14 protein-coding genes and 1 pseudogene are annotated in these 19,252 nt (G+C 71.6%); 12 read left to right on the top strand and 3 right to left on the bottom strand.

Annotation, left to right across the window (positions count from 1 at the left end):
• The first annotated feature begins 16 nt into the window (after positions 1 to 16).
• Positions 17 to 439, top strand: a complete 423-nt coding sequence (locus J8N05_RS34200) for a hypothetical protein (RefSeq protein ID WP_210889603.1) — start codon at positions 17 to 19, stop codon at positions 437 to 439.
• Here the strand turns inward: J8N05_RS34200 and J8N05_RS34195 are convergent.
• The gene (locus J8N05_RS34195; RefSeq protein WP_210889601.1) at positions 416 to 1,654 is read right to left on the bottom strand and encodes a PucR family transcriptional regulator; all 1,239 of its coding nucleotides are present in this window, start codon (positions 1,652 to 1,654) and stop codon (positions 416 to 418) included. The two genes, J8N05_RS34200 and J8N05_RS34195, sit on opposite strands and share 24 nt — an antisense overlap.
• Positions 1,655 to 1,804: 150 nt before the next feature.
• Here J8N05_RS34195 and J8N05_RS34190 point away from each other — a divergent pair, with 150 nt between their 5' ends.
• Positions 1,805 to 2,731, top strand: coding sequence for a proline dehydrogenase family protein (locus J8N05_RS34190; RefSeq protein WP_210889599.1), 927 nt, complete (start codon positions 1,805 to 1,807; stop codon positions 2,729 to 2,731).
• A 126-nt stretch (positions 2,732 to 2,857) separates the two neighbouring features.
• On the top strand, positions 2,858 to 4,498 hold the full coding sequence (pruA, locus tag J8N05_RS34185; RefSeq protein ID WP_210889597.1) for an L-glutamate gamma-semialdehyde dehydrogenase: 1,641 nt from the start codon (positions 2,858 to 2,860) through the stop codon (positions 4,496 to 4,498).
• Between the two features lie 154 nt (positions 4,499 to 4,652).
• Here the strand turns inward: pruA and J8N05_RS34180 are convergent, their stop codons facing one another.
• Positions 4,653 to 5,690, bottom strand: a complete 1,038-nt coding sequence (locus tag J8N05_RS34180; RefSeq protein ID WP_210889595.1) for an NADP-dependent oxidoreductase — start codon at positions 5,688 to 5,690, stop codon at positions 4,653 to 4,655.
• Between the two features lie 102 nt (positions 5,691 to 5,792).
• Here J8N05_RS34180 and J8N05_RS34175 point away from each other — a divergent pair, with 102 nt between their 5' ends.
• Entirely contained in the window at positions 5,793 to 6,710 is a 918-nt protein-coding gene (locus J8N05_RS34175) for a LysR family transcriptional regulator (protein WP_210889594.1), read from the top strand.
• Between the two features lie 456 nt (positions 6,711 to 7,166).
• On the opposite strand, the pseudogene J8N05_RS34170 reads toward J8N05_RS34175, so the two are convergent.
• Positions 7,167 to 8,765 (bottom strand): annotated as a pseudogene (locus J8N05_RS34170) (purple acid phosphatase family protein); the annotation flags it as partial.
• 168 nt (positions 8,766 to 8,933) lie between these two features.
• Here J8N05_RS34170 and J8N05_RS34165 point away from each other — a divergent pair.
• From J8N05_RS34165 to cimA, 8 genes are all read left to right on the top strand, one after another.
• A complete protein-coding gene (locus J8N05_RS34165; RefSeq protein ID WP_210889592.1) occupies positions 8,934 to 9,974 on the top strand; it encodes a 3-isopropylmalate dehydrogenase in 1,041 nt (346 codons plus the stop codon).
• A 288-nt stretch (positions 9,975 to 10,262) separates the two neighbouring features.
• A complete protein-coding gene (locus tag J8N05_RS34160; RefSeq protein ID WP_210889590.1) occupies positions 10,263 to 11,351 on the top strand; it encodes a branched-chain amino acid aminotransferase in 1,089 nt (362 codons plus the stop codon).
• A 368-nt stretch (positions 11,352 to 11,719) separates the two neighbouring features.
• Positions 11,720 to 12,418, top strand: coding sequence for an urease subunit gamma (ureA, locus tag J8N05_RS34155; protein WP_210889588.1), 699 nt, complete (start codon positions 11,720 to 11,722; stop codon positions 12,416 to 12,418).
• Positions 12,415 to 14,097 carry an urease subunit alpha gene (locus J8N05_RS34150; protein ID WP_210889587.1) on the top strand — a complete coding sequence of 561 codons (1,683 nt, stop codon included), beginning with the start codon at positions 12,415 to 12,417 and terminating at the stop codon, positions 14,095 to 14,097. The genes ureA and J8N05_RS34150 overlap by 4 nt, the downstream gene beginning before the upstream one ends.
• Before the next feature lie 10 nt (positions 14,098 to 14,107).
• A complete protein-coding gene (locus J8N05_RS34145; protein ID WP_210889585.1) occupies positions 14,108 to 15,196 on the top strand; it encodes an agmatine deiminase family protein in 1,089 nt (362 codons plus the stop codon).
• A 53-nt stretch (positions 15,197 to 15,249) separates the two neighbouring features.
• Positions 15,250 to 15,819, top strand: a complete 570-nt coding sequence (locus J8N05_RS34140; RefSeq protein ID WP_247706809.1) for a TetR/AcrR family transcriptional regulator — start codon at positions 15,250 to 15,252, stop codon at positions 15,817 to 15,819.
• 122 nt (positions 15,820 to 15,941) lie between these two features.
• Entirely contained in the window at positions 15,942 to 17,195 is a 1,254-nt protein-coding gene (locus tag J8N05_RS34135) for a TolB-like translocation protein (RefSeq protein ID WP_247706621.1), read from the top strand.
• Between the two features lie 330 nt (positions 17,196 to 17,525).
• A complete protein-coding gene (cimA, locus tag J8N05_RS34130) occupies positions 17,526 to 19,130 on the top strand; it encodes a citramalate synthase (RefSeq protein ID WP_210889581.1) in 1,605 nt (534 codons plus the stop codon).
• The last annotated feature ends 122 nt before the right edge of the window (positions 19,131 to 19,252 follow it).

The following is a 19,252-nucleotide window of genomic DNA, read 5'->3' as shown; positions in this document are numbered from 1 at the left end:
CGACGTGGGGATGCGCATGCGTCAGGTACTGCCCCTCGGTGTGTTCGGGGTCCTCGAAAGCCAGTCGGCGTTCGCCCGCCGCGCCGAGGAGCTGAGGCGTCTGGGCGATGCGGTCCCCGAGGGGGAACGGGCGCGGGTGGCCGCGTATCTCAGGGACGCCTCCCCGGTCATCGCGCTCATGGGCTACTCCGAGGACGTCCTGGAAGGCGCCTTCTCGGTGGTGGGCGGGACAGCCGTCCTCAGCGACGGGCGGTTCTTCTGGCGACGGGACGCCGCGGAGTACGTGGAGCGGTACGGCATCCGGCTGCCGGACGCCTTCATGAAGCAGGGGCGTGAGAAGGGATGGACGGGAACCGCGCTGTCCCAGGCCGAGATCCTTGAGATCGACGACTACTTCACGTGGCTCCGGACGCCGTCACAGTCGCGCCGCCTTGAGTGACATGTGCAGCAGCAGCCGGTCCTCGCCGTCGGCCAGGTCCAGGCCCGTGAGCTGTTCGACGCGGGACAGGCGGTAGTAGAGGGTCTGGCGGTGGATGCCCAGCTCCGCCGCGGCGCGGCCCGCCTGGCCCGCACGGTCGAGGAACACCTCGGCGGTGCGGGCCAGTTCGCGATGGGCGGGGGTGAGCAGCGGGCTGACGGCCGGGTCGGTGGCGGCGGCCGGGGACATCGTCGACAGCAGGCGGTACGGGCCAATCGACGACCAATGCGCGACCGGGCCCAGCCGGGGCTCGGCCAGGGCCGCGCGGGCGGCGGCGGAGGCCTCCTGCCAGGCGGCGGGGAGGTCGGCGAGACCGGTGCGGGGGACGGCGATCCCGGCCGCCGCCGCCCGGCCGCCGGGAGGCGGGCCCCCGGCCACCTCGTTCCCGTGCTGACCGGGCGGCGCGGACCCCCGTACCTCCTCGGCCCTCTCCAGGAGGCGGGCGGCCGCCGTCGTCGCCGGGGTAAGGACCTCGGGGGAGCGCAGCCGCACCAGCAGGGCCAGGCCCTGGTCGTCGGTGTTCCAGGGGAGGGCGCACAGCGCGGTGGCGCCGGGGATGGTCCGCACGGACGGGGCGTCGTCGGGGTCGGCCGAGGGCCAGGCGGCCACGCAGAGCACGGTGTGCGGGCCCTCGCCGCGCGGGCCGAGGGCCGTCCGCAGTTCCGTCACCGCCAGCTCCCGCTGCCAGCCGCTCCCGGCGGTGAGCACGGCGCGCAGCTCGCGGCTCAGGTCGGCGCCCGCCTGGGCCTCGTCCGCGAGCAGGGCGCCGATGCGCGGCGTCACCTCCATGGCCGCCGCGAGCTGCCGGTCGGTGGGGCCCGGCTCGTCGGCCAGCAGCCACACATAGCCGAGGGCGACACCCCGATGGCGTACCGGGAGGCAGACGCGGCCCCGGTGCACGCCCGCCTCCGGAGTCGGCGGGATACGGACCGGCCCGGTCGCCCGCGCGATGCCGAAACTCTCGAACCAGGTACGGACCGCCGCCGTGGAGCGGCGCGTGAGGATCGAGCGGGCGCGCACCGGGTCCAGCGCGGAGGCGTCCAGCTCGCCCTCGCTGTCGTACGCGCCGAAGGCGATCAGTTCGAAGTCGCGGTTCTCCAGCGTCGCGGGGGCGCCGAGAAGCTCCGAGATCTCGTCGACCAGCTCTTGATAGTCACCCTTGGATTCGGCCTTCACCTGGGCATTGTGCCTCGCTTCCGGCCACCTTCATACATCTGTCTGAGATCGGCGGCACGGATGCGTGACAGGTGTCGATGGCTGACGATCGGGGGAATCCCTAGGTTTCACGGTGGTTCTCCGTCTACCGGCTTTCTGTGGAGGTGCCCCGTGCTGGGTCCCGTGATTCTCGCCGCCTCGCGCAGCGACCGGATGCGTCGTCTCGTCTCGGCGGCCCCGGTCACCAGGCCGGTCGTCGACCGCTTCATCCCGGGCGAGAGCGTCGACCAGATCGTGCCGATCATCCAGGACCTCACGGCCAAGGGCCTGGAGCTGACCATGGACGTCGTCGGCGAGGACATCACCACCCCCGAGCAGGCCGCCGCCGCCCGTGACGCCTACCTGGAGCTGATCGGCCGCCTCGCGGAGCTCGACCTCGGGACGCGCGCCGAGATGTCGGTGAAGCTGTCCATGTTCGGGCAGGCGCTGGAGGGCGGGCACGAGCTGGCGCTGGCCAACGTCCGGCCGGTCGTCGAGGCCGCCGCGGCCATCGGCACGACCGTCACGCTCGACGCCGAGGACCACACCACCCTCGACTCGATGTTCGCCATCCACGAGGAGCTCCGCAAGGACTTCCCCGAGACCGGCTGCGTCATCCAGGCGTACCTCTTCCGCACCGAGGCCGACGCCCGCCGCCTCGCCGCGAACGGCAGCCGCGTACGGCTCGTGAAGGGCGCGTACAAGGAGCCCGCCGAGGTCGCGTACCTCCAGAAGCCGGAGATCGACAAGGCGTACGTACGGGTGCTGCGCATCCTCATGGAGGGCGACGGGTACCCGATGATCGGGTCCCACGACCCGCGCCTGATCTCCATCGCGCAGGAACTGGGACGGCGCGCCGGACGCAAGATCGACGAGTACGAGTTCCAGATGCTGTACGGGATCAGGAGCGACGAGCACCTCAGGCTCGCCGCCGAGGGTCACCGCATGCGGGTCTACACGGCCTACGGCACCGACTGGTACGGCTACTTCATGCGGCGCCTCGCGGAGAAGCCGGCCAACCTGCTCTTCTTCGCCCGTTCGGTCCTCACCAGGGACTGACACGGGCGAGCAAGGCCTGACACGGGCGCCGAGCCCCAGGACCTCAGCACCCCAGAACTTCAGCAAGGGGGCCGCCACCGCGGGCCCGAGCCCCGAACCACCCGCTCATCAAGGAGTACGGAACCCATGGACGCAGTGACCCAGGTCCCCACGCCCGTCAACGAGCCGGTGCACGGCTACGCCCCCGGCACGCCCGAGCGCGCCCGCCTGGAGGCCAAGCTCAAGGAGCTGGCCGAGAACCCGATCGACCTGCCGATGACCATCGGCGGAGAGAAGCGGATGGGCGGCGGCGAGCGCTTCGACGTCGTGCAGCCCCACAACCACAAGGCGCGGATCGGCACCTACGCGAACGCCACGAAGCAGGACGCCCAGGACGCGGTCGACGCGGCCCTCGCCGCCGCGCCCGCCTGGCGCGCGATGTCCTTCGACGACCGCGCCGCGATCATCCTGCGCGCCGCCGAACTGCTCTCCGGCCCGTGGCGCGAGACCCTCGCCGCCTCCACGATGCTCGGCCAGTCCAAGACGGCCCAGCAGGCGGAGATCGACTGTCCCTGCGAGCTGGTCGACTTCTGGCGCTTCAACGTCAAGTACGCCCGTGACCTGCTCGCCGAGCAGCCCCCGGCGAACTCGCCCGGCGTGTGGAACCGCCTCGACCACCGCCCGCTCGAAGGCTTCGTCTACGCGATCACGCCGTTCAACTTCACGGCGATCGCGGGCAACCTGCCCACCGCCCCCGCGCTCATGGGCAACGTCGTCGTGTGGAAGCCGTCCCCGACGCAGACCCACGCCGCCGTGCTGCTCATGCAGCTCCTGGAGGAGGCGGGCCTGCCCAAGGGCGTCATCAACCTCGTCACCGGCGACGGCATCGAGGTCTCCGGGGTCGCCCTGGAACACCGCGACCTCGCGGGCGTGCACTTCACCGGCTCGACCAAGACCTTCCAGTACCTGTGGAAGACGGTCGGCAACAACATCGAGAAGTACCGCACCTACCCGCGCATGGTCGGCGAGACCGGCGGCAAGGACTTCGTCGTCGCGCACCCGAGCGCCGACCGCGCCGTCCTGAAGACCGCCCTGACCCGCGGCTCCTTCGAGTACCAGGGCCAGAAGTGCAGCGCCTCCTCGCGCGCCTACATCCCGGCCTCCATCTGGAACTCCGGCTTCAAGGAGGAGTTCACGGCCGAGATCGACGGCATCACCATGGGTGACGTCACCGACCTGTCGAACTTCATCGGCGCCGTCATCGACGAGCGGTCCTTCGCCAAGAACAAGGCCGCGATCGACCGCGCCGCCGCCGACCCGACCTGCACGATCGTCGCGGGCGGCACCTACGACGACTCGGTGGGCTGGTTCGTGCGCCCGACCGTCGTCGAGTGCTCCGACCCGGCCAACGAGGTCTTCACCACGGAGTACTTCGGCCCGTTCCTCGCCGTGCACGTCTACGACGACAGCTCTCCCGAGGGCTACGACGAGATGCTGGCCCAGATGGAGTCGGTGTCGGACTACGCGCTCACCGGCTCGGTCATCGCGGGCGACCGCGCCGCCGCCGCCCACACGATGGAGAAGCTGCGCTACGCCGCGGGCAACTTCTACATCAACGACAAGTCGACCGGCGCCGTCGTCGGCCAGCAGCCCTTCGGCGGCGGTCGCGCGTCCGGCACGAACGACAAGGCGGGCGCCCCGCAGAACCTGATGCGCTGGACGCTGACCCGCGCCATCAAGGAGACGCTGGTCGCCCCGACCGACTACGCGTACCCGCACATGGGCTGAGACCGGACTCGTACATGAGCTGAGTTGCGCCCCTCCCAGGCCGGGACGCCCCCGCACACGGGCCGGCGTCCCCACCGAACCGCCCCCGCCCCGGAATCATCCCTCCGGGCCGGGGGCGGCGTGCGTACGGGGCCGCGCACGACGTGCCGGGCCGTCACGCCTTGCGGATGATCATCTTGCCGGTGTTGCCGCCCCGCAGCATCGACAGGAACGCCTCCACGATCCGCTCGAAGCCGTCGACGACCGTCTCGTCCAGCGCCAGCCTGCCGCCGAGCAGATGGGGGACGGCGAACGCGTACAGCTCCTCCTGCACGTCCCGGTGGTCGCTCACCAGGAAGCCCTCGATCCGCAGGCTCTTCTCGACGACGTCGGCGTGGTCGAAGAGGACGGGCGGCGCGTCCGGGGTGTTGTACTGGCCGACCGTGCCGATCCGCACCACCCGCCCGCGTCTGCGCAGGGCGCCGATCGCGGCGCCGAGGTGCTCGCCGCCGACGTTGTCGACGAACAGATCGATGCCGTCCGGCGCGGCCTTCGCCAACTGCCCGGCGACGGGGCCCTCGTGGTAGTCGAAGGCCTCGTCGTAGCCGACCTGCTCCTTCAGGTACGCGACCTTCGCCGCCGAGCCCGCGCTGCCCACCAGCCGCCCCGCGCCGAGCAGCCGGGCGAGGCGTCCGGTGGCCGTACCGACCCCGCCGGCCGCCGCCGAGACGAACACGTCGTCGCCCTCGCGCAGCCGCGCGATCCGGGTGAGCCCGACGTACGCGGTCAGGCCGGTGCCGCCGAAGAGGCTCAGATGCGCGGAGAGCGGTACGCCGTCGTGGTGCGGGAGGCGGCGGGTCTCCGCGGGGCGTACGACGGAGTGGGTACGCCAGCCGCGCCGGTGGAACACGATCTCGCCCTCGCGCAGCGCCGGATCACGGGACGCGACGACCCGGCCGAGCGTGCGGCCCTCCAGCGGGGCGTCCAGCTCGAAGTCCCCGTCCATCATTTCGCGGTGGTACGGATCGACGGACCAGTACAGGTTCTCCACCAGGGCCGTGCCGGGCGCCGGCTCGGGCACCGCCGACTCGACGAACCGGAAGTGGTCCGGGACGGGGAAGCCGGTCGGCCGGGCGGTCTGCTGCACGGTGAGCGCCACATCGGTGGTGCCGGTCGGGGGGACGGTCACGGGGGTGGTCACGGGGGTGGTCATGGACAGGGACCGTAGGCAGGAATGCGCCGGGCGGGCAGAGGGTTGCGCTCATGGGACGGCCGCACCCATGAGCGGCCCTCATAGCAGCAGGTGGGAGCCCCGATGCAGGCAGCCGATCTCGCGCCGCAGGAACTGCGAACCCTGGTCGCCGTGGCGGGCGAGGGCGGCTTCTCCGCGGCGGCCGTCGCGCTCGGCACGACCCAGTCCGCCGTGTCCCATGCGGTGCGCGGCATCGAGCGCAAACTCGGCGTGGTCCTCTTCGACCGCGGCCGGTACGGCGCCCGGCCGACCCCCGCCGGGGCCCGCGCCGTCACCCACGCGCGGCGCGTCCTGCGCATGCTGGAGACGCTCGCCGCCGAGACGCGGGGGGTGGGCGCGGGCCCCGACGGCGGCGACACCGTCGCCGGGCCGCTGCGCGTCGCCGCGTTCCGCAGCGCGGCCCTGTATCTGCTGCCGCCCGCGCTGGAACGGCTGACCGCACGCCATCCGGGCATCGAGCCGACGGTACGGGTCGTACGGGAGGTCGGTCCCGGCACGGCGGGGGAGGTGGCCGAGGGCCGGGCCGACATCGGCATCGCCACCCTCGGCACGAGCACGCCGGTACCGCCCGGACTGATCGGCGACGTGCTCCTGGAGGAGCCGTACTCCCTGGTGCATCCGGCCGGCCATCCCCGGCCGCGCTCACTGCCGTTGGTCGACTGGCGGGAGAACTGTTCCTCGTACACGCGGAGTTGGTGGGCCGGGCAGGACTGGATCCCGTGCGCGACGGTCCGGGCCGAGGACGACGGGGCGGTGCTCTCCATGGTCGGCAGCGGTCTGGGCATGGCCATCGTGCCCGCGCTGTCCCTGACGGGCGCCCCGCCCACGCTGGAGATCGCCGACCTCGGCCCCGACCGCCCGACCCGCTCCGTGGGATACGTGACCACACCCGAACTCGCCGCGACGCTCGCGGTGCGCGCGCTGATCAGGGAGCTGCGGGAGCTGCGGGGGCTCGCGCAGCGTCCGCAGGCCGAAAGGTGAAAGTGCAGGTCAGAGAGGGGTGACCCGATCCGCCGTCTCAGATAGTAGGAAGTCCGACTAACTATGGAGACAGATGCGGAGTCCTCGCTTAGCTTTGAAGGAGCCGAACGTCTCGCTCGACCCAGCGAATGGCGGTCGTGAGCCGGAGCCCCTGGCAGGCAACCCCTGCGGCACCGCTCCCCGCCTCTTCCGGCGTCTCGTAATCCCCTCACCCACTTCCGGCGTCCGCTGCCGGAGGCAAGGAGCCGATTCATCATGGCCGAGACGACCGCCCGCCGAGTCCGTCACGTCTCCCGCACCAGCGAGTCCGACCGCAAGAACGCCGCCGCCGCGCTCCAGCGCGCCCTCGACCGCCGGGACAACGGCGGCTCGACGGGCCACTGAGCCCCGTACGTCACTCGCACAAGCTCGCACGAGCCGGGAGCCGCGCCCGTTCGACGTGGGCGCGGGGCCTCCCGCCCCGCGCCGCACCTCGAAGTGGTCGATGCGCTTCCCGCTCTCGGCGAGCGCCGACACCGTGAGCCGGGGGGCCGGTCCCGCCTCCGCCTCCACGGAGAGGAAGGAGTAGCCGGTGTACCGCACCCGCGACCACTCCACGGTGTCGGGATTCTGGTTCTTCGACTTCGTCCAGTGGTAGGTGTCCACGGACTCGCGGTCGACGACCTTCCCCTCGTAGCTGTCCTTCACCCCTGAGGGGAAGCTGTACAGGCTCTTGCCCGCGCCGCCCGCCGTGACGTACACGATCCCGTCGCGCGTCGGATCGGTCGACGCGCCGATGGGCACCGGCTTGCCCACCCTGCCGTTCTTGACGGCGTCGGTGCGCTCGTACACATGGTTGTGGCCGTTGATCACCAGATCCACCTGGTGCTTGGTGAACAGCGGCAGCCAGGCGTCCCGTACACCGCCGTCCGAGGCGTGGGTCGAGGTCGAGTACGCGCAGTGGTGGAAGAAGACCACGACGAAGTCGATCCCCTCGTCCTTGCGCAGCTCCCCGAGCCGCTTGTCGAGCCAGGCCGTCTGCCGGCCCTCCGAGTAGCCCTTGTTGGCGGGGATCTCGTACGACACGTCGTTCGCGTCCAGCGCCACGATCCCGACATTGCCGTACGTGAACGAGTAGACGCCCGGGGCGTTCTTCGCGTCGAAGCCGTTCTCGGGGAGCGAGAAGCGCGCCGACTGCCCGCCGTACCCGTTCGACGAGTACCAGGCCTCCATGTCGTGGTTGCCGGTCGTCACCATCCACGGGACCGTCTTCGCGACCGTCTCCGTCTGCTTGAGGAACAGGTCCCAGGCGGTCGGGTCGTAGATGTCCGACTCCTTGCCGTGGCCGGTCACGTCCGCGTAGCAGATGTCGCCCGCGTGCAGATGGAAGGCGGGCTCCCGGCCGAGGATCAGCTTGTCGTTGGCGAGCGCGTCCGGGGTGACGCCCTGGTCGCCGAAGGCCGTGAACACGAACTTCTCCGCACGGGCGGGCGCCGTGGTGAACGAGCCGACCGTGGAGTGCCGTTCCTTGGACGCCGGGTCGAACCCCTCGTGCCCGACGCCGTAGTAGTACGTCGTCCCGGGCCGCAGACCGTCGAGCGCCGCGTGCAGATAGAACTGGTCGAGGGCGAGCCGTACGCCGTCGAGCCCAGGGGTGTGCAGGGCGCGCACCTCCGCCTCGATCCTGCGGCTCAGCTCCCAGGGCTTCAGCCCCACCCGCACGTACGGCTTCCTGACCGTGAGCGGCACCTGCCAGGAGATCCGCATCTGGGTCCGCGGGTCCGCGCCGAAGGCGAGATGGCGGCCGAAGGGGGTGACGACCGCGCCGTCCACCCGTTCGGTGGGGGTGGAGCCGCCGGACAGCGGAGAGGGGGAGCGGGTCGCCGTGCCCGTCCCGGAGTCCTGGCCGGAGCAGCCGGCCAGCAGTCCGCCGGCCACCGCGCCCGCGCTGACCAGGGCACGGCGGCGGGTGAACTTCGTCCGCAGGTACTCGTACTGCTCCGCCATGCTCATCCGGCGTGCGAGCCGCGGCGGGATGCCGACGTCGGGGACGGGGGGTCCTGGGGGTGTCCCCATGGGAGGCACGGTCATGCTGGTGAACTTCCCATCGCGGGCCGACATGCGCCATACGTACAGGTGAACGGGGGCTGACGGGTTGATGCGCGGCCCTCGGTCGACCGCTCGGTCATGTCCGTATGGCGGACGGCCCATGTCATCCCGTGGGACGGGGAGTAGGGTGCCGACATGTCTCGCAGCATCGATCTCGCAGTGATCCCCGGTGACGGCATCGGCCAGGAAGTCGTGGCCCAAGGCCTGAAGGTCCTCTCCGCCGTCCTCCCGCAGGATGTGAAGCTGGAGACCAAGGAGTTCGACTTCGGCGCCCGGCGCTACCGCGCCACCGGTGAGACCCTCACCGACGCCGACCTCGAAGCACTGAAGCAGCACGACGCCATCCTGCTCGGCGCGATCGGCGACCCGTCGGTCCCCTCCGGCGTCCTGGAGCGCGGCTTCCTGCTGAAGCTCCGCTTCGCCTTCGACCACCACGTCAACCTGCGGCCGTCGAAGCTCCTGCCGGGTGTCGCCACCCCGCTCGCGGGCCAGCCGGAGATCGACTTCGTCGTCGTCCGCGAGGGCACCGAGGGTCCGTACACCGGCAACGGCGGCACGATCCGCAAGGGCACCCCGCACGAGGTCGCCACCGAGGTCTCCGTGAACACGGCCTTCGGTGTCGAGCGCGTCGTGCGCGACGCCTTCGCCCGCGCCCAGGCCCGCCCCCGCAAGAAGCTCACGCTGGTCCACAAGAACAACGTGCTCACCTTCGCGGGCCACCTGTGGACGAACACCTTCAACAAGGTGGCCGAGGAGTTCCCCGAGGTCACCACGGACTACATCCACGTGGACGCCGCGACGATCTACCTCGTCACGGACCCCGCGCGCTTCGACGTGATCGTCACCGACAACCTCTTCGGCGACATCATCACCGACCTCGCCGCGGCCGTCTCCGGCGGCATCGGCGTCGCCGCGTCCGGCAACATCAACCCGAGCGGCGAGTTCCCGTCCATGTTCGAGCCGGTCCACGGCTCGGCCCCGGACATCGCGGGCCAGGGCAAGGCCGACCCCAGCGCCACCGTGCTGTCGGTCGCCCTCCTGCTGCGCCACCTCGGTCACGAGACCGAGGCCGCCCGTATCGAGGACGCCGTCTCCGCCGACCTCGCGGAGCGCGGCACCACCACCCGTACCACCGAGGAGATCGGCGACGCGCTCGCCGCCCGAGTATCCGGCTGACCCGCCGGTACCACCCCAAGCCGCCGGGTCGCTTCCGCACCCGGCGGCTTTTCGTATGCCCCGCCGGGTGTCACCATCAATCCCTGGGCCGCATTCACACCGTTTCGCCCCCCTCCACGGCTCCCACGACGTGCGTGGCAGGGGTGGTGCCCCAATCGGCTCATCTCGCGCGATAATCGAACGCGGAGCCGCGAAATGACGACATGCTCGGACGTCCTAACACTGGCCACTGGCAGTACAGGCGTGAGCGCGGCCCGTCACACACAACCGGTGAAGGACAAACCACTCATGACGACGCCCACGATCGAGCTAAAGCCCTCCTCGTCCCCGCTGTCCGACGCGGAGCGTGAGGCCATCCTGGCCAGCCCGGGATTCGGCCGCCACTTCACCGACCACATGGTGACGATCAAGTGGACGGAGGGCCGCGGCTGGCACGACGGCCAGCTCGTCCCGTACGGCCCGCTCTCCGTCGACCCCGCGACGAGCGTCCTGCACTACGCGCAGGAGATCTTCGAGGGGCTGAAGGCCTACCGGCAGCCCGACGGGTCGGTCGCCACGTTCCGCCCGGACCGCAACGCCCTGCGCTTCCAGTCGTCCGCCCGCCGGCTGGCCATGCCCGAGCTGCCCGTCGAGACCTTCGTCGAGGCCTGTGACGTGCTGATCCAGCAGGACAAGGCGTGGGTGCCGGCGCACGGCGGCGAGGAGTCGCTCTATCTGCGGCCGTTCATGATCGCCACCGAGGTCGGTCTCGGGGTGCGGCCCGCGAACGAGTACCTCTTCATCGTCATCGCGTCGCCCGCCGGGGCGTACTTCCCGGGCGGGGTGAAGCCCGTCTCCATCTGGCTGTCCGAGGACCGGGTGCGCGCCGTCCCGGGGGGCGTGGGCGACGCCAAGACCGGCGGCAACTACGCCGCGTCCCTGCTCGCGCAGGCCGAGGCCGCGGCGCAGGGGTGCGACCAGGTCTGCTACCTCGACGCGGTCGAGCACAAGTGGGTGGAGGAGCTGGGCGGCATGAACCTGTACTTCGTGTACGGGGACAGGATCGTCACGCCCACGCTCAGCGGGTCCATCCTGGAGGGCGTCACCCGTGACTCGCTCCTGTCGGTCGCCCGTGACCTCGGTTACGGGTCCGAGGAGGCGCGCGTCTCCAGCGACCAGTGGAGGCGTGACGCGGAGAACGGGACGCTCACGGAGGTGTTCGCGTGCGGGACGGCGGCGGTGATCACGCCTGTCGGTACGGTGAAGAGTGCGGCGGGTGAGTGGCAGCAGAGTGGGGGTGGGCCCGGTGAGGTCACGCTGAAGCTCCGTGAGGCGCTGCTGAACATCCAGCGGGGTGTGTCGAAGGACCCCCACAACTGGATGCACCCGGTGTCCTGACCCCCACGGGGGCTCCGCCCCCGAACCCCCCGACGCGCACGCCACCGCATGGGGGTTTGCGCCCCCGCCGCCCCTACCCGTTCCCGTCCACGCATGGGGGCTGCGCCCCTCGCCCCCCCCTTTGCGCAGTTCCCCGCGCCCCTAGGTACCCAGGGGCGCGGGGAACTGCGCGCTCAGCCCCCACCGAACCCGCACCAGCGGCCTTGAGGGCCGCGGGGAACTGCGCGACAAGCCCCCACCGGACCCGCACCCGTCCACCCGCCGCCCGCAAGCAGCTCCTTCACTTAGAGTGCTGCTCAAATAAGGGCAGGCTGAACCGCAGGTAGATCTATCCCTGCAGCGGCCCCAGCGTTAGAGTGGTGCTCAATATGCGACTCACTCCCACCGAACGCGACCGCCTCCTCCTCTTCGGCGCAGCCGAACTCGCCCGTGCCCGCCGAGCCCGCGGCCTGAAGTTGAACGTCCCCGAGGCGACAGCCGTCATCGCGGACGCCGTCTGCGAGGCGGCCCGCGACGGACGGCGGCTCGCGGAGGCCATCGCCGCGGCCGGATCGGTACTCGGCCCGGACGACGTGCTCCCCGGCGTCGCGGACATCGTCACGGAGGTCCACGTGGAGGCCGTCTTCGACGACGGCTCCCGCCTCGCGATCGTCACCGACCCGATCGGCGGCGGGCTGGGCCCGGCCGCCCCGGGCGCCCTCCTGCCCGGCCCCGAGCACACCGACCCCCACCCCACCCGCACGCTCACCGTCACCAACACCGCCACCGTCCCCGTCTCGGTGACCTCCCACTTCCACTTCTTCGAGGCCAACCCCCGCCTCGCCTTCGACCGTGCCGCCGCCTACGGCACCCACCTCGCCGTCCCCGCCGGCGCGTCCACCCGCTTCGCCCCGGGCGAGACGGTCGAGGTCGGCCTCCTGCCGATCGGCGGCGACCGCGTGGCGATCGGCTTCGCGGGCCTCGTGGACGGCCCGCTGGACGCCCCGGGCGCCAAGGCGGAGGCCCTGCGCAGAGCGGCGGCCTGCGGATACCTGGGAGCGGTCGCCCCCGAGGGAGGGAACGCATGAACCCGTACGAGTACGCCGCCACCCACGGACCCCGCGCGGGCGACCGCGTCCGCCTCGGCGACTCCGGGCTGACCGTCCGCGTCGAGTCCGACGCCCAGAAGTACGGCGACGAGTTCCTCGCCGGGTTCGGCAAGACGGCCCGCGACGGACTGCACCTCAAGGCCGCGGCGGTCCGCGACACCTGCGACGTCGTGATCAGCAACGTCCTCGTGATGGACGTGGCGCAGGGGATCAGGAAGGTGTCGATCGGCATCCGGGAGGGCCGGATCACGGCGATCGGCCGGGCCGGTAACCCCGACACCCTCGACGGCGTGGATGTCGTCGTGGGCACCGGCACGACGATCGTCTCCGGCGAAGGCCTGATCGCCACCGCCGGAGCCGTCGACACCCATGTGCACCTGCTGTCGCCGCGCATCATGGAGGCCTCGCTCGCCTCCGGGGTCACGACGATCGTCGGCCAGGAGTTCGGCCCCGTGTGGGGCGTCGGCGTCAACTCGCCCTGGGCCCTGCGGCACGCCTTCAACGCGTTCGACGCCTGGCCGGTCAACATCGGCTTCCTCGCCCGGGGTTCGTCCTCGGACCCGGCCCCGCTCGTCGAGGCCCTCGCCGAGGGCGGCGCGTCCGGCTTCAAGGTCCACGAGGACATGGGCGCCCACACCCGAGCCCTGGACACCGCGCTGCGCGTGGCCGAGGAGCACGACGTACAGGTCGCGCTGCACAGCGACGGCCTGAACGAGTGCCTGTCCGTCGAGGACACCCTGAGCGTCCTCGACGGCCGGACCATCCACGCCTTCCACATCGAGGGCTGCGGCGGCGGCCACGTACCGAACGTCCTGAAGATGGCGGGCGTGGCGAACGTCATCGGCTCCTCCACCAACCCCACGCTGCCCTTCGGCCGGGACGCGGTCGCCGAGCACTACGGGATGATCGTCTCCGTCCACGACCTCAAGCCCGACCTGCCCGGCGACGCGGCGATGGCCCGCGACCGGATACGCGCCGGGACCATGGGCGCCGAGGACGTGCTGCACGACCTCGGCGCCATCGGCATCACCTCGTCGGACGCGCAGGGCATGGGCCGCGCGGGCGAGACCGTACGCCGGACCTTCGCGATGGCCGGGAAGATGAAGGCCCAGCTCGGGCCGCTGGAGGGCGACGGCCCGGACGACGACAACGCGCGCGTCCTGCGCTACCTCGCCAAACTGACGATCAACCCGGCCCTCGCGCACGGCCTCGCCCACGAGGTCGGCTCCATCGAGACCGGCAAGCTCGCCGACATCGTCCTGTGGCGCCCCGAGTTCTTCGGCGCGAAGCCCCAACTCGTCCTGAAGTCCGGCTTCCCGGCGTACGGGGTCGTGGGCGACCCGAACGCGGCCACCGACACCTGTGAACCCCTGGTGCTCGGCCCGCAGTTCGGGGCGCACGGCGGCACCCCCGCCGACCTCTCGGTGGCGTTCGTCGCACAGGCGGCGCTCGACCAGGGCAACGACCTCATGCCGACCCGTCGGCGCCGGGTGGCCGTGCGCGGCACCCGCGGCATCGGCCCTGCGGACCTGCGTCTCAACTCCCGTACGGGAGACGTCGACGTGGACCGGGACACCGGTCTGGTCACGCTCGACGGCGACCCCCTGCGCTCGGAGCCGGCCGAGTCCGTGTCACTCAACCGCCTGTACTTCCTCTGAGGATCACCCGATGACGACCGCTGCCGCCGACGGCTTCCGCATGCCCGCCGAGTGGGCCCCGCACGAACGCACCTGGATGGCGTGGCCGGGCCCGAACCCCACCTTCGACGACCCCGCCGACCTCGCCGAGGCATGCGCTGCCTGGGCGGCGGTGGCCCGCGCGGTACGCCGCTTCGAGCCGGTCACGGTCGTGTGCGGACCCGGCCGGTCCGCGGAGGCCCGAGCCCTGCTGGGCCCCGGCATCGACACCGTCGAGCACGACCTCGACGACGCCTGGATGCGGGACATCGGCCCCACCTTCCTCACCGGGGCCGAGGGCGAACTCGCCGCCGTGGACTGGACGTTCAACGGCTGGGGCGCGCAGGCCTGGGCCCGCTGGGAGCACGACGCCACGATCGGGGCGTACGTGTCGGACCTCGCCGGCGCCCGTACGTACGCCTCGGCGCTCGTCAACGAGGGCGGCGCGATCCATGTCGACGGCGAGGGCACGGTCCTGCTGACCGAGACCGTGCAGCTCGGGCCCGAGCGCAACCCCGGCTGGACCCGCGAGGAGGTCGAGGCCGAGATCCACGGCATGCTCGGCACCCGCAAGGCGATCTGGCTCCCACGCGGCCTGACCGGCGACTACCCGGCCCCGCCCGGCGCAGGGGACCACGGGGCCCCCGACAGTTTCGGCACCCTCGGACACGTGGACATCGTCGCCGCCTTCGCCCGCCCCGGAGTCGTCGTCGCGCACTCCCAGCCCGACCCGGCCCACCCCGACCACGAGGTGTCGAAGGAGATCATCGGGCTGCTGCGGTCCGCGACCGACGCGCGCGGCCGGCGCGTCGAGGTCGTCGAGGTGCCCGCCCCGACGGTCCTGGAGGCCGACGGCCACTGGGCCGACTACTCGTACATCAACCACTACCTCTGCAACGGCGGAGTCGTCCTCTGCGCCTTCGACGACCCGCGCGACGAGACCGCGGCCGGCATCTTCCGCCGTCTGTTCCCCGACCGGACGGTCACGCTGGTGGACGCACGGGCGATCTTCGCGGGCGGCGGCGGCATCCACTGCATCACCCAGCAGCAGCCGAAGGCCGGCCGCGAGGAGGCACGGTGACCACCCGTCGGCGCAACACCGCGCCGCCCCGTGAGGACGTCCTCGCCGCGGCCATGGGAATGATCGCCGAGCGTGGGCTGGAGAAGCTCACCATGGCGGCGCTCGGCGGGGAGGTCGGGATGAGCAGCGGCCATCTCCTCTACTACTTCCGCTCCAAGGACGAGTTGCTGCTGCGCACCCTCGAATGGAGCGAGGGCCTGCTCGGCACCGAGCGGGGCCGGCTGCTGACCCGGGCGGCTCCGGCGCGCGAACGCCTCGACGCGTACGTCGACCTGTACGTGCCCGGCGGCCACCGCGATCCGCACTGGACCCTCTGGCTCGAAGTCTGGAACCGCTCGCAGAACGCCGACGACGACGCCCGCGACCGCCAGGCCGCGATCGAGGGCGCCTGGCACCGCGACCTGGTGGCACTGCTCGCGGAGGGCGTCTCGCGCGGCGAGTTCCGGCCGGTCGACCCCGACCGCTTCGCCACCCGCCTGCGCGCCCTACTCGACGGCTTCTCCATCCATGTGGCGATCGGCCTGCGGGGGACGGACCGGGGGCAGGTCCTCGGCCACGTAAGCGAGTTCCTGGACGAGGCGCTGCGCCCGCCGACGCCCTCGAAGACGCCCCCGGACGCCTGAACGCACGTCCGGGTTGTACGCGATATGACGGATTGACCCCTGCCCGGCGGTGCGTTTGCATCGGATGAGCCCTCGGCGCAGGGCCGGGGGACGAGCGCTACGGGGAAACCAGGGGGATTCTTTTGTACGCCAGCACGCGCACCACCCGCACCAGCACCCGCACGACCACCCGCACCGCACTCGCCAAGGCTCTCGTCGCCGCCGCGCTGACCACGACGGCTCTGACGGGCACCGCGGCGAACGCCGCGCCCGGCGTCCCGCACGCCGCACCGCGCACCGAGCCGGTCAGCGTCACACCCGACGGGAGAGCGGGCGACGGGGCCTCGGACGACGCCGCCATCAGCCGCAACGGCCGGTACGTCGCCTTCTCCTCGGACGCCGACGACCTCGACCCGAACGTCCCGCACGGGGGCATGTACCTGCGCGACCTGCGCACCGACACGACCCGTTTCGCGGGCTTCGGCGACGTGGTGGCGGCCCTGGACGACGGCCGGCTCGTGTACTCCGCGTCCGGCGACGTGTCGCTCCTCGACCTGCGCACGGGCCGGCAGGAGAAGTTCGGCATCGAGATCCCCGAGGGCTTCTCCGGCCCGCCCGGCGCGGTCTCCGTCAGCCCGAACGGCCGGTACGCCGTCTACACGCTGAACGGGACCGGCGAGGGCTCCGTCGTCTTCCTGCGCGACCGGACCGCCGGCACCACCGAGCGGATCAGCCACCCGCGGCCCACCTGGGAGCCGCGCAACGCCTTCGAGCCGACGGTCAGCGACGACGGCCGCCGCGTCGTCTACCAGTACAACTACGCCAACGGTCCGCGCGGCGACGACTGGGGGGACGTCTGGGTGTACGACCGCCGCACCGGCGAGCGCGTCCAGGCCGACCGCTCCCACGACGGCTCGGCCACCGAGAAGGAGTCGCTGCGCCCGTCCCTCAGCGGCGACGGCCGTACGGTCGTCTTCGAGTCCAGGGACACCCACCTGGTGCCCGACGACACCGACGGCGCCTGGAACGTCTTCGTGCACGACCTCGCCACCGGCACCAACCGCCGCATCCACGGCACCCAGGGCGGCCCCGGTGAGGCCTACACCCGTAACCCCGCGGTGAGTGCCGACGGGCGGTACGTCACGTTCATGACGGAGGTGACGGAGGCGGGCGCCCAGTACGGCAAGGAGTGGCCCGTCTACCTGCGGGACCTGAAGACGGGCACCACCGTCCTGGTCACGCCCGACACCACCGGCGGCACGGCCACCGCCGACGTCCTGCCGGGCCGGATCGCCGACGGCGCCCGCCGCATCGCCTTCCGGTCCGCGGACCCGTCGCTGATCCCGGCCGGCGACACGAACGACGGCACCGACGTGTTCGTCCGCCACCTGCGGTGACGCACCGATGATCCACCGGTGATCAACCGAGTGCTCGCATCCTGAGACGGACGGTGAGCACGGAGGAGGTCTGTGCCAGACTGCCTCCGTGCTCTCGTTCGCCATGATTATTGGCAGCAGGCGCGCCGGTCCGCAGTGACCACCACGTACGACCAGGTACGGGTGGACACCGTCGTCTCGACCCGCGCGCAGACCTCTCGCACCCGCGAGGGGTTTTTCGCTTTTCTGGCCCACCCTCAGCCGGAGGCGAGAGCGCGAGGGACCATGTGGGGACGGCGGAGCCGGTCATTCCGGTACCGACCGAGATCTGATCCTCAGGAGCCTTGAACCATGACCGAAACCAGCGAGCTCGACGATTCGTTCCACGTCTTCGACACCACCCTGCGCGACGGCGCGCAGCGTGAGGGCATCAACCTCACCGTCGCGGACAAGCTGGCCATCGCACGGCACCTGGACGACTTCGGCGTGGGCTTCATCGAGGGCGGGTGGCCGGGTGCGAACCCGCGCGACACCGAGTTCTTCGCCCGTGCCCAGCAGGAGATCGACTTCAAGCACGCCCAGCTCGTCGCCTTCGGGGCAACCCGCCGGGCGGGCGGCAAGGCGAGCGAGGACCCGCAGGTCAAGGCGCTCGTCGAGTCCGGCGCACCCGTCGTCACGCTCGTCGCCAAGTCCCACGACCGGCATGTGGAACTGGCGCTGCGCACCACCCTCGAAGAGAACCTGGAGATGGTCCGCGACACCGTCTCCCACCTGCGTTCCGAGGGCCGCCGCGTCTTCGTCGACTGCGAGCACTTCTTCGACGGCTACCGGGCGAACCCGCAGTACGCGAAGGCCGTCGTGCGGGCCGCCGCGGAGGCCGGCGCCGACGTCGTCGTCCTGTGCGACACCAACGGCGGCATGCTGCCCGCCCAGGTCCAGGCCGTCGTCGCCACCGTCCTCGCCGACACCGGGGCGCGCCTGGGCATCCACGCCCAGGACGACACGGGCTGCGCCGTCGCCAACACCCTCGCCGCGGTCGACGCGGGCGCCACCCACGTCCAGTGCACGGCCAACGGCTACGGCGAGCGCGTCGGCAACTCCAACCTCTTCCCGGTCGTCGCCGCCCTGGAGCTGAAGTACGGCAAGAAGGTCCTCCCCGAGGGCGCGCTGTCCGAGATGACCCGCATCTCGCACGCGATCGCCGAGGTCGTGAACCTGACCCCGTCCACGCACCAGCCGTACGTGGGTGTCTCGGCCTTCGCCCACAAGGCGGGCCTGCACGCCTCGGCCATCAAGGTCGACCCGGACCTCTACCAGCACATCGACCCCGAACTGGTCGGCAACACCATGCGGATGCTCGTCTCCGACATGGCGGGCCGCGCCTCCATCGAGCTCAAGGGCAAGGAACTCGGCGTCGACCTCGGCGGCGACCGCGAGCTGATCGGCCGGGTCGTGAGCCGGGTCAAGGAGCGCGAACTGCAGGGCTACACGTACGAAGCCGCGGACGCGTCCTTCGAACTCCTCCTGCGCGAGGAGGCCGAGGGCAAGGCCCGCAGGTACTTCGACGTCGAGTCCTGGCGCGCCATCGTGGAGGACCGGCCCGACGGCAGCCACGCCAACGAGGCGACGGTGAAGCTCTTCGCCAAGGGCGAGCGGATCGTCGCCACGGCGGAGGGGAACGGGCCGGTCAACGCGCTCGACCGGGCGCTGCGGGTGGCCCTGGAGACCCTGTACCCCCAGCTCGCCAAGCTGGAACTGGTCGACTACAAGGTCCGCATCCTGGAGGGCAAGCACGGCACGGAGTCCACGACGCGCGTCCTCATCTCCACGTCGGACGGGGCGGGGGAGTGGTCGACGGTAGGCGTCGCGAAGAACGTGATCGCTGCGTCGTGGCAGGCGCTGGAGGATGCGTACACGTACGGCTTGCTGCGGGCGGGTGTCGAGCCGCCGGCGTAGCTCCCTTTTCCTCGCCCCCGCCGCCCCTACCCGTTCCCGACCACGCATGGGGGCTGCGCCCCCTCGCCCCCCTTGTCGCGCTGCGCGCTCGTCCTCAAACGCCGGACGGGCTGAATCGTTTT

This window comes from Streptomyces liliiviolaceus (genome assembly GCF_018070025.1).
Lineage (GTDB): Bacteria > Actinomycetota > Actinomycetes > Streptomycetales > Streptomycetaceae > Streptomyces > Streptomyces liliiviolaceus.
The sequence above is the reverse complement of the archived record's forward strand: the minus strand, read 5'-3'. Positions and strand labels throughout refer to the sequence as shown.

Coding starts and splice junctions, on each gene's coding strand:
- J8N05_RS34160 (WP_210889590.1), top strand. CDS start 10,263: ATGACGACGCCCACGATCGAGCTAAAGCCCTCCTCGTCCCCGCTGTCC.
- J8N05_RS34200 (WP_210889603.1), top strand. CDS start 17: ATGCGTCAGGTACTGCCCCTCGGTGTGTTCGGGGTCCTCGAAAGCCAG.
- J8N05_RS34150 (WP_210889587.1), top strand. CDS start 12,415: ATGAACCCGTACGAGTACGCCGCCACCCACGGACCCCGCGCGGGCGAC.
- cimA (WP_210889581.1), top strand. CDS start 17,526: ATGACCGAAACCAGCGAGCTCGACGATTCGTTCCACGTCTTCGACACC.
- J8N05_RS34145 (WP_210889585.1), top strand. CDS start 14,108: ATGACGACCGCTGCCGCCGACGGCTTCCGCATGCCCGCCGAGTGGGCC.
- J8N05_RS34165 (WP_210889592.1), top strand. CDS start 8,934: ATGTCTCGCAGCATCGATCTCGCAGTGATCCCCGGTGACGGCATCGGC.
- J8N05_RS34140 (WP_247706809.1), top strand. CDS start 15,250: ATGGGAATGATCGCCGAGCGTGGGCTGGAGAAGCTCACCATGGCGGCG.
- pruA (WP_210889597.1), top strand. CDS start 2,858: ATGGACGCAGTGACCCAGGTCCCCACGCCCGTCAACGAGCCGGTGCAC.
- J8N05_RS34180 (WP_210889595.1), bottom strand. CDS start 5,690: ATGACCACCCCCGTGACCACCCCCGTGACCGTCCCCCCGACCGGCACC.
- ureA (WP_210889588.1), top strand. CDS start 11,720: ATGCGACTCACTCCCACCGAACGCGACCGCCTCCTCCTCTTCGGCGCA.
- J8N05_RS34175 (WP_210889594.1), top strand. CDS start 5,793: ATGCAGGCAGCCGATCTCGCGCCGCAGGAACTGCGAACCCTGGTCGCC.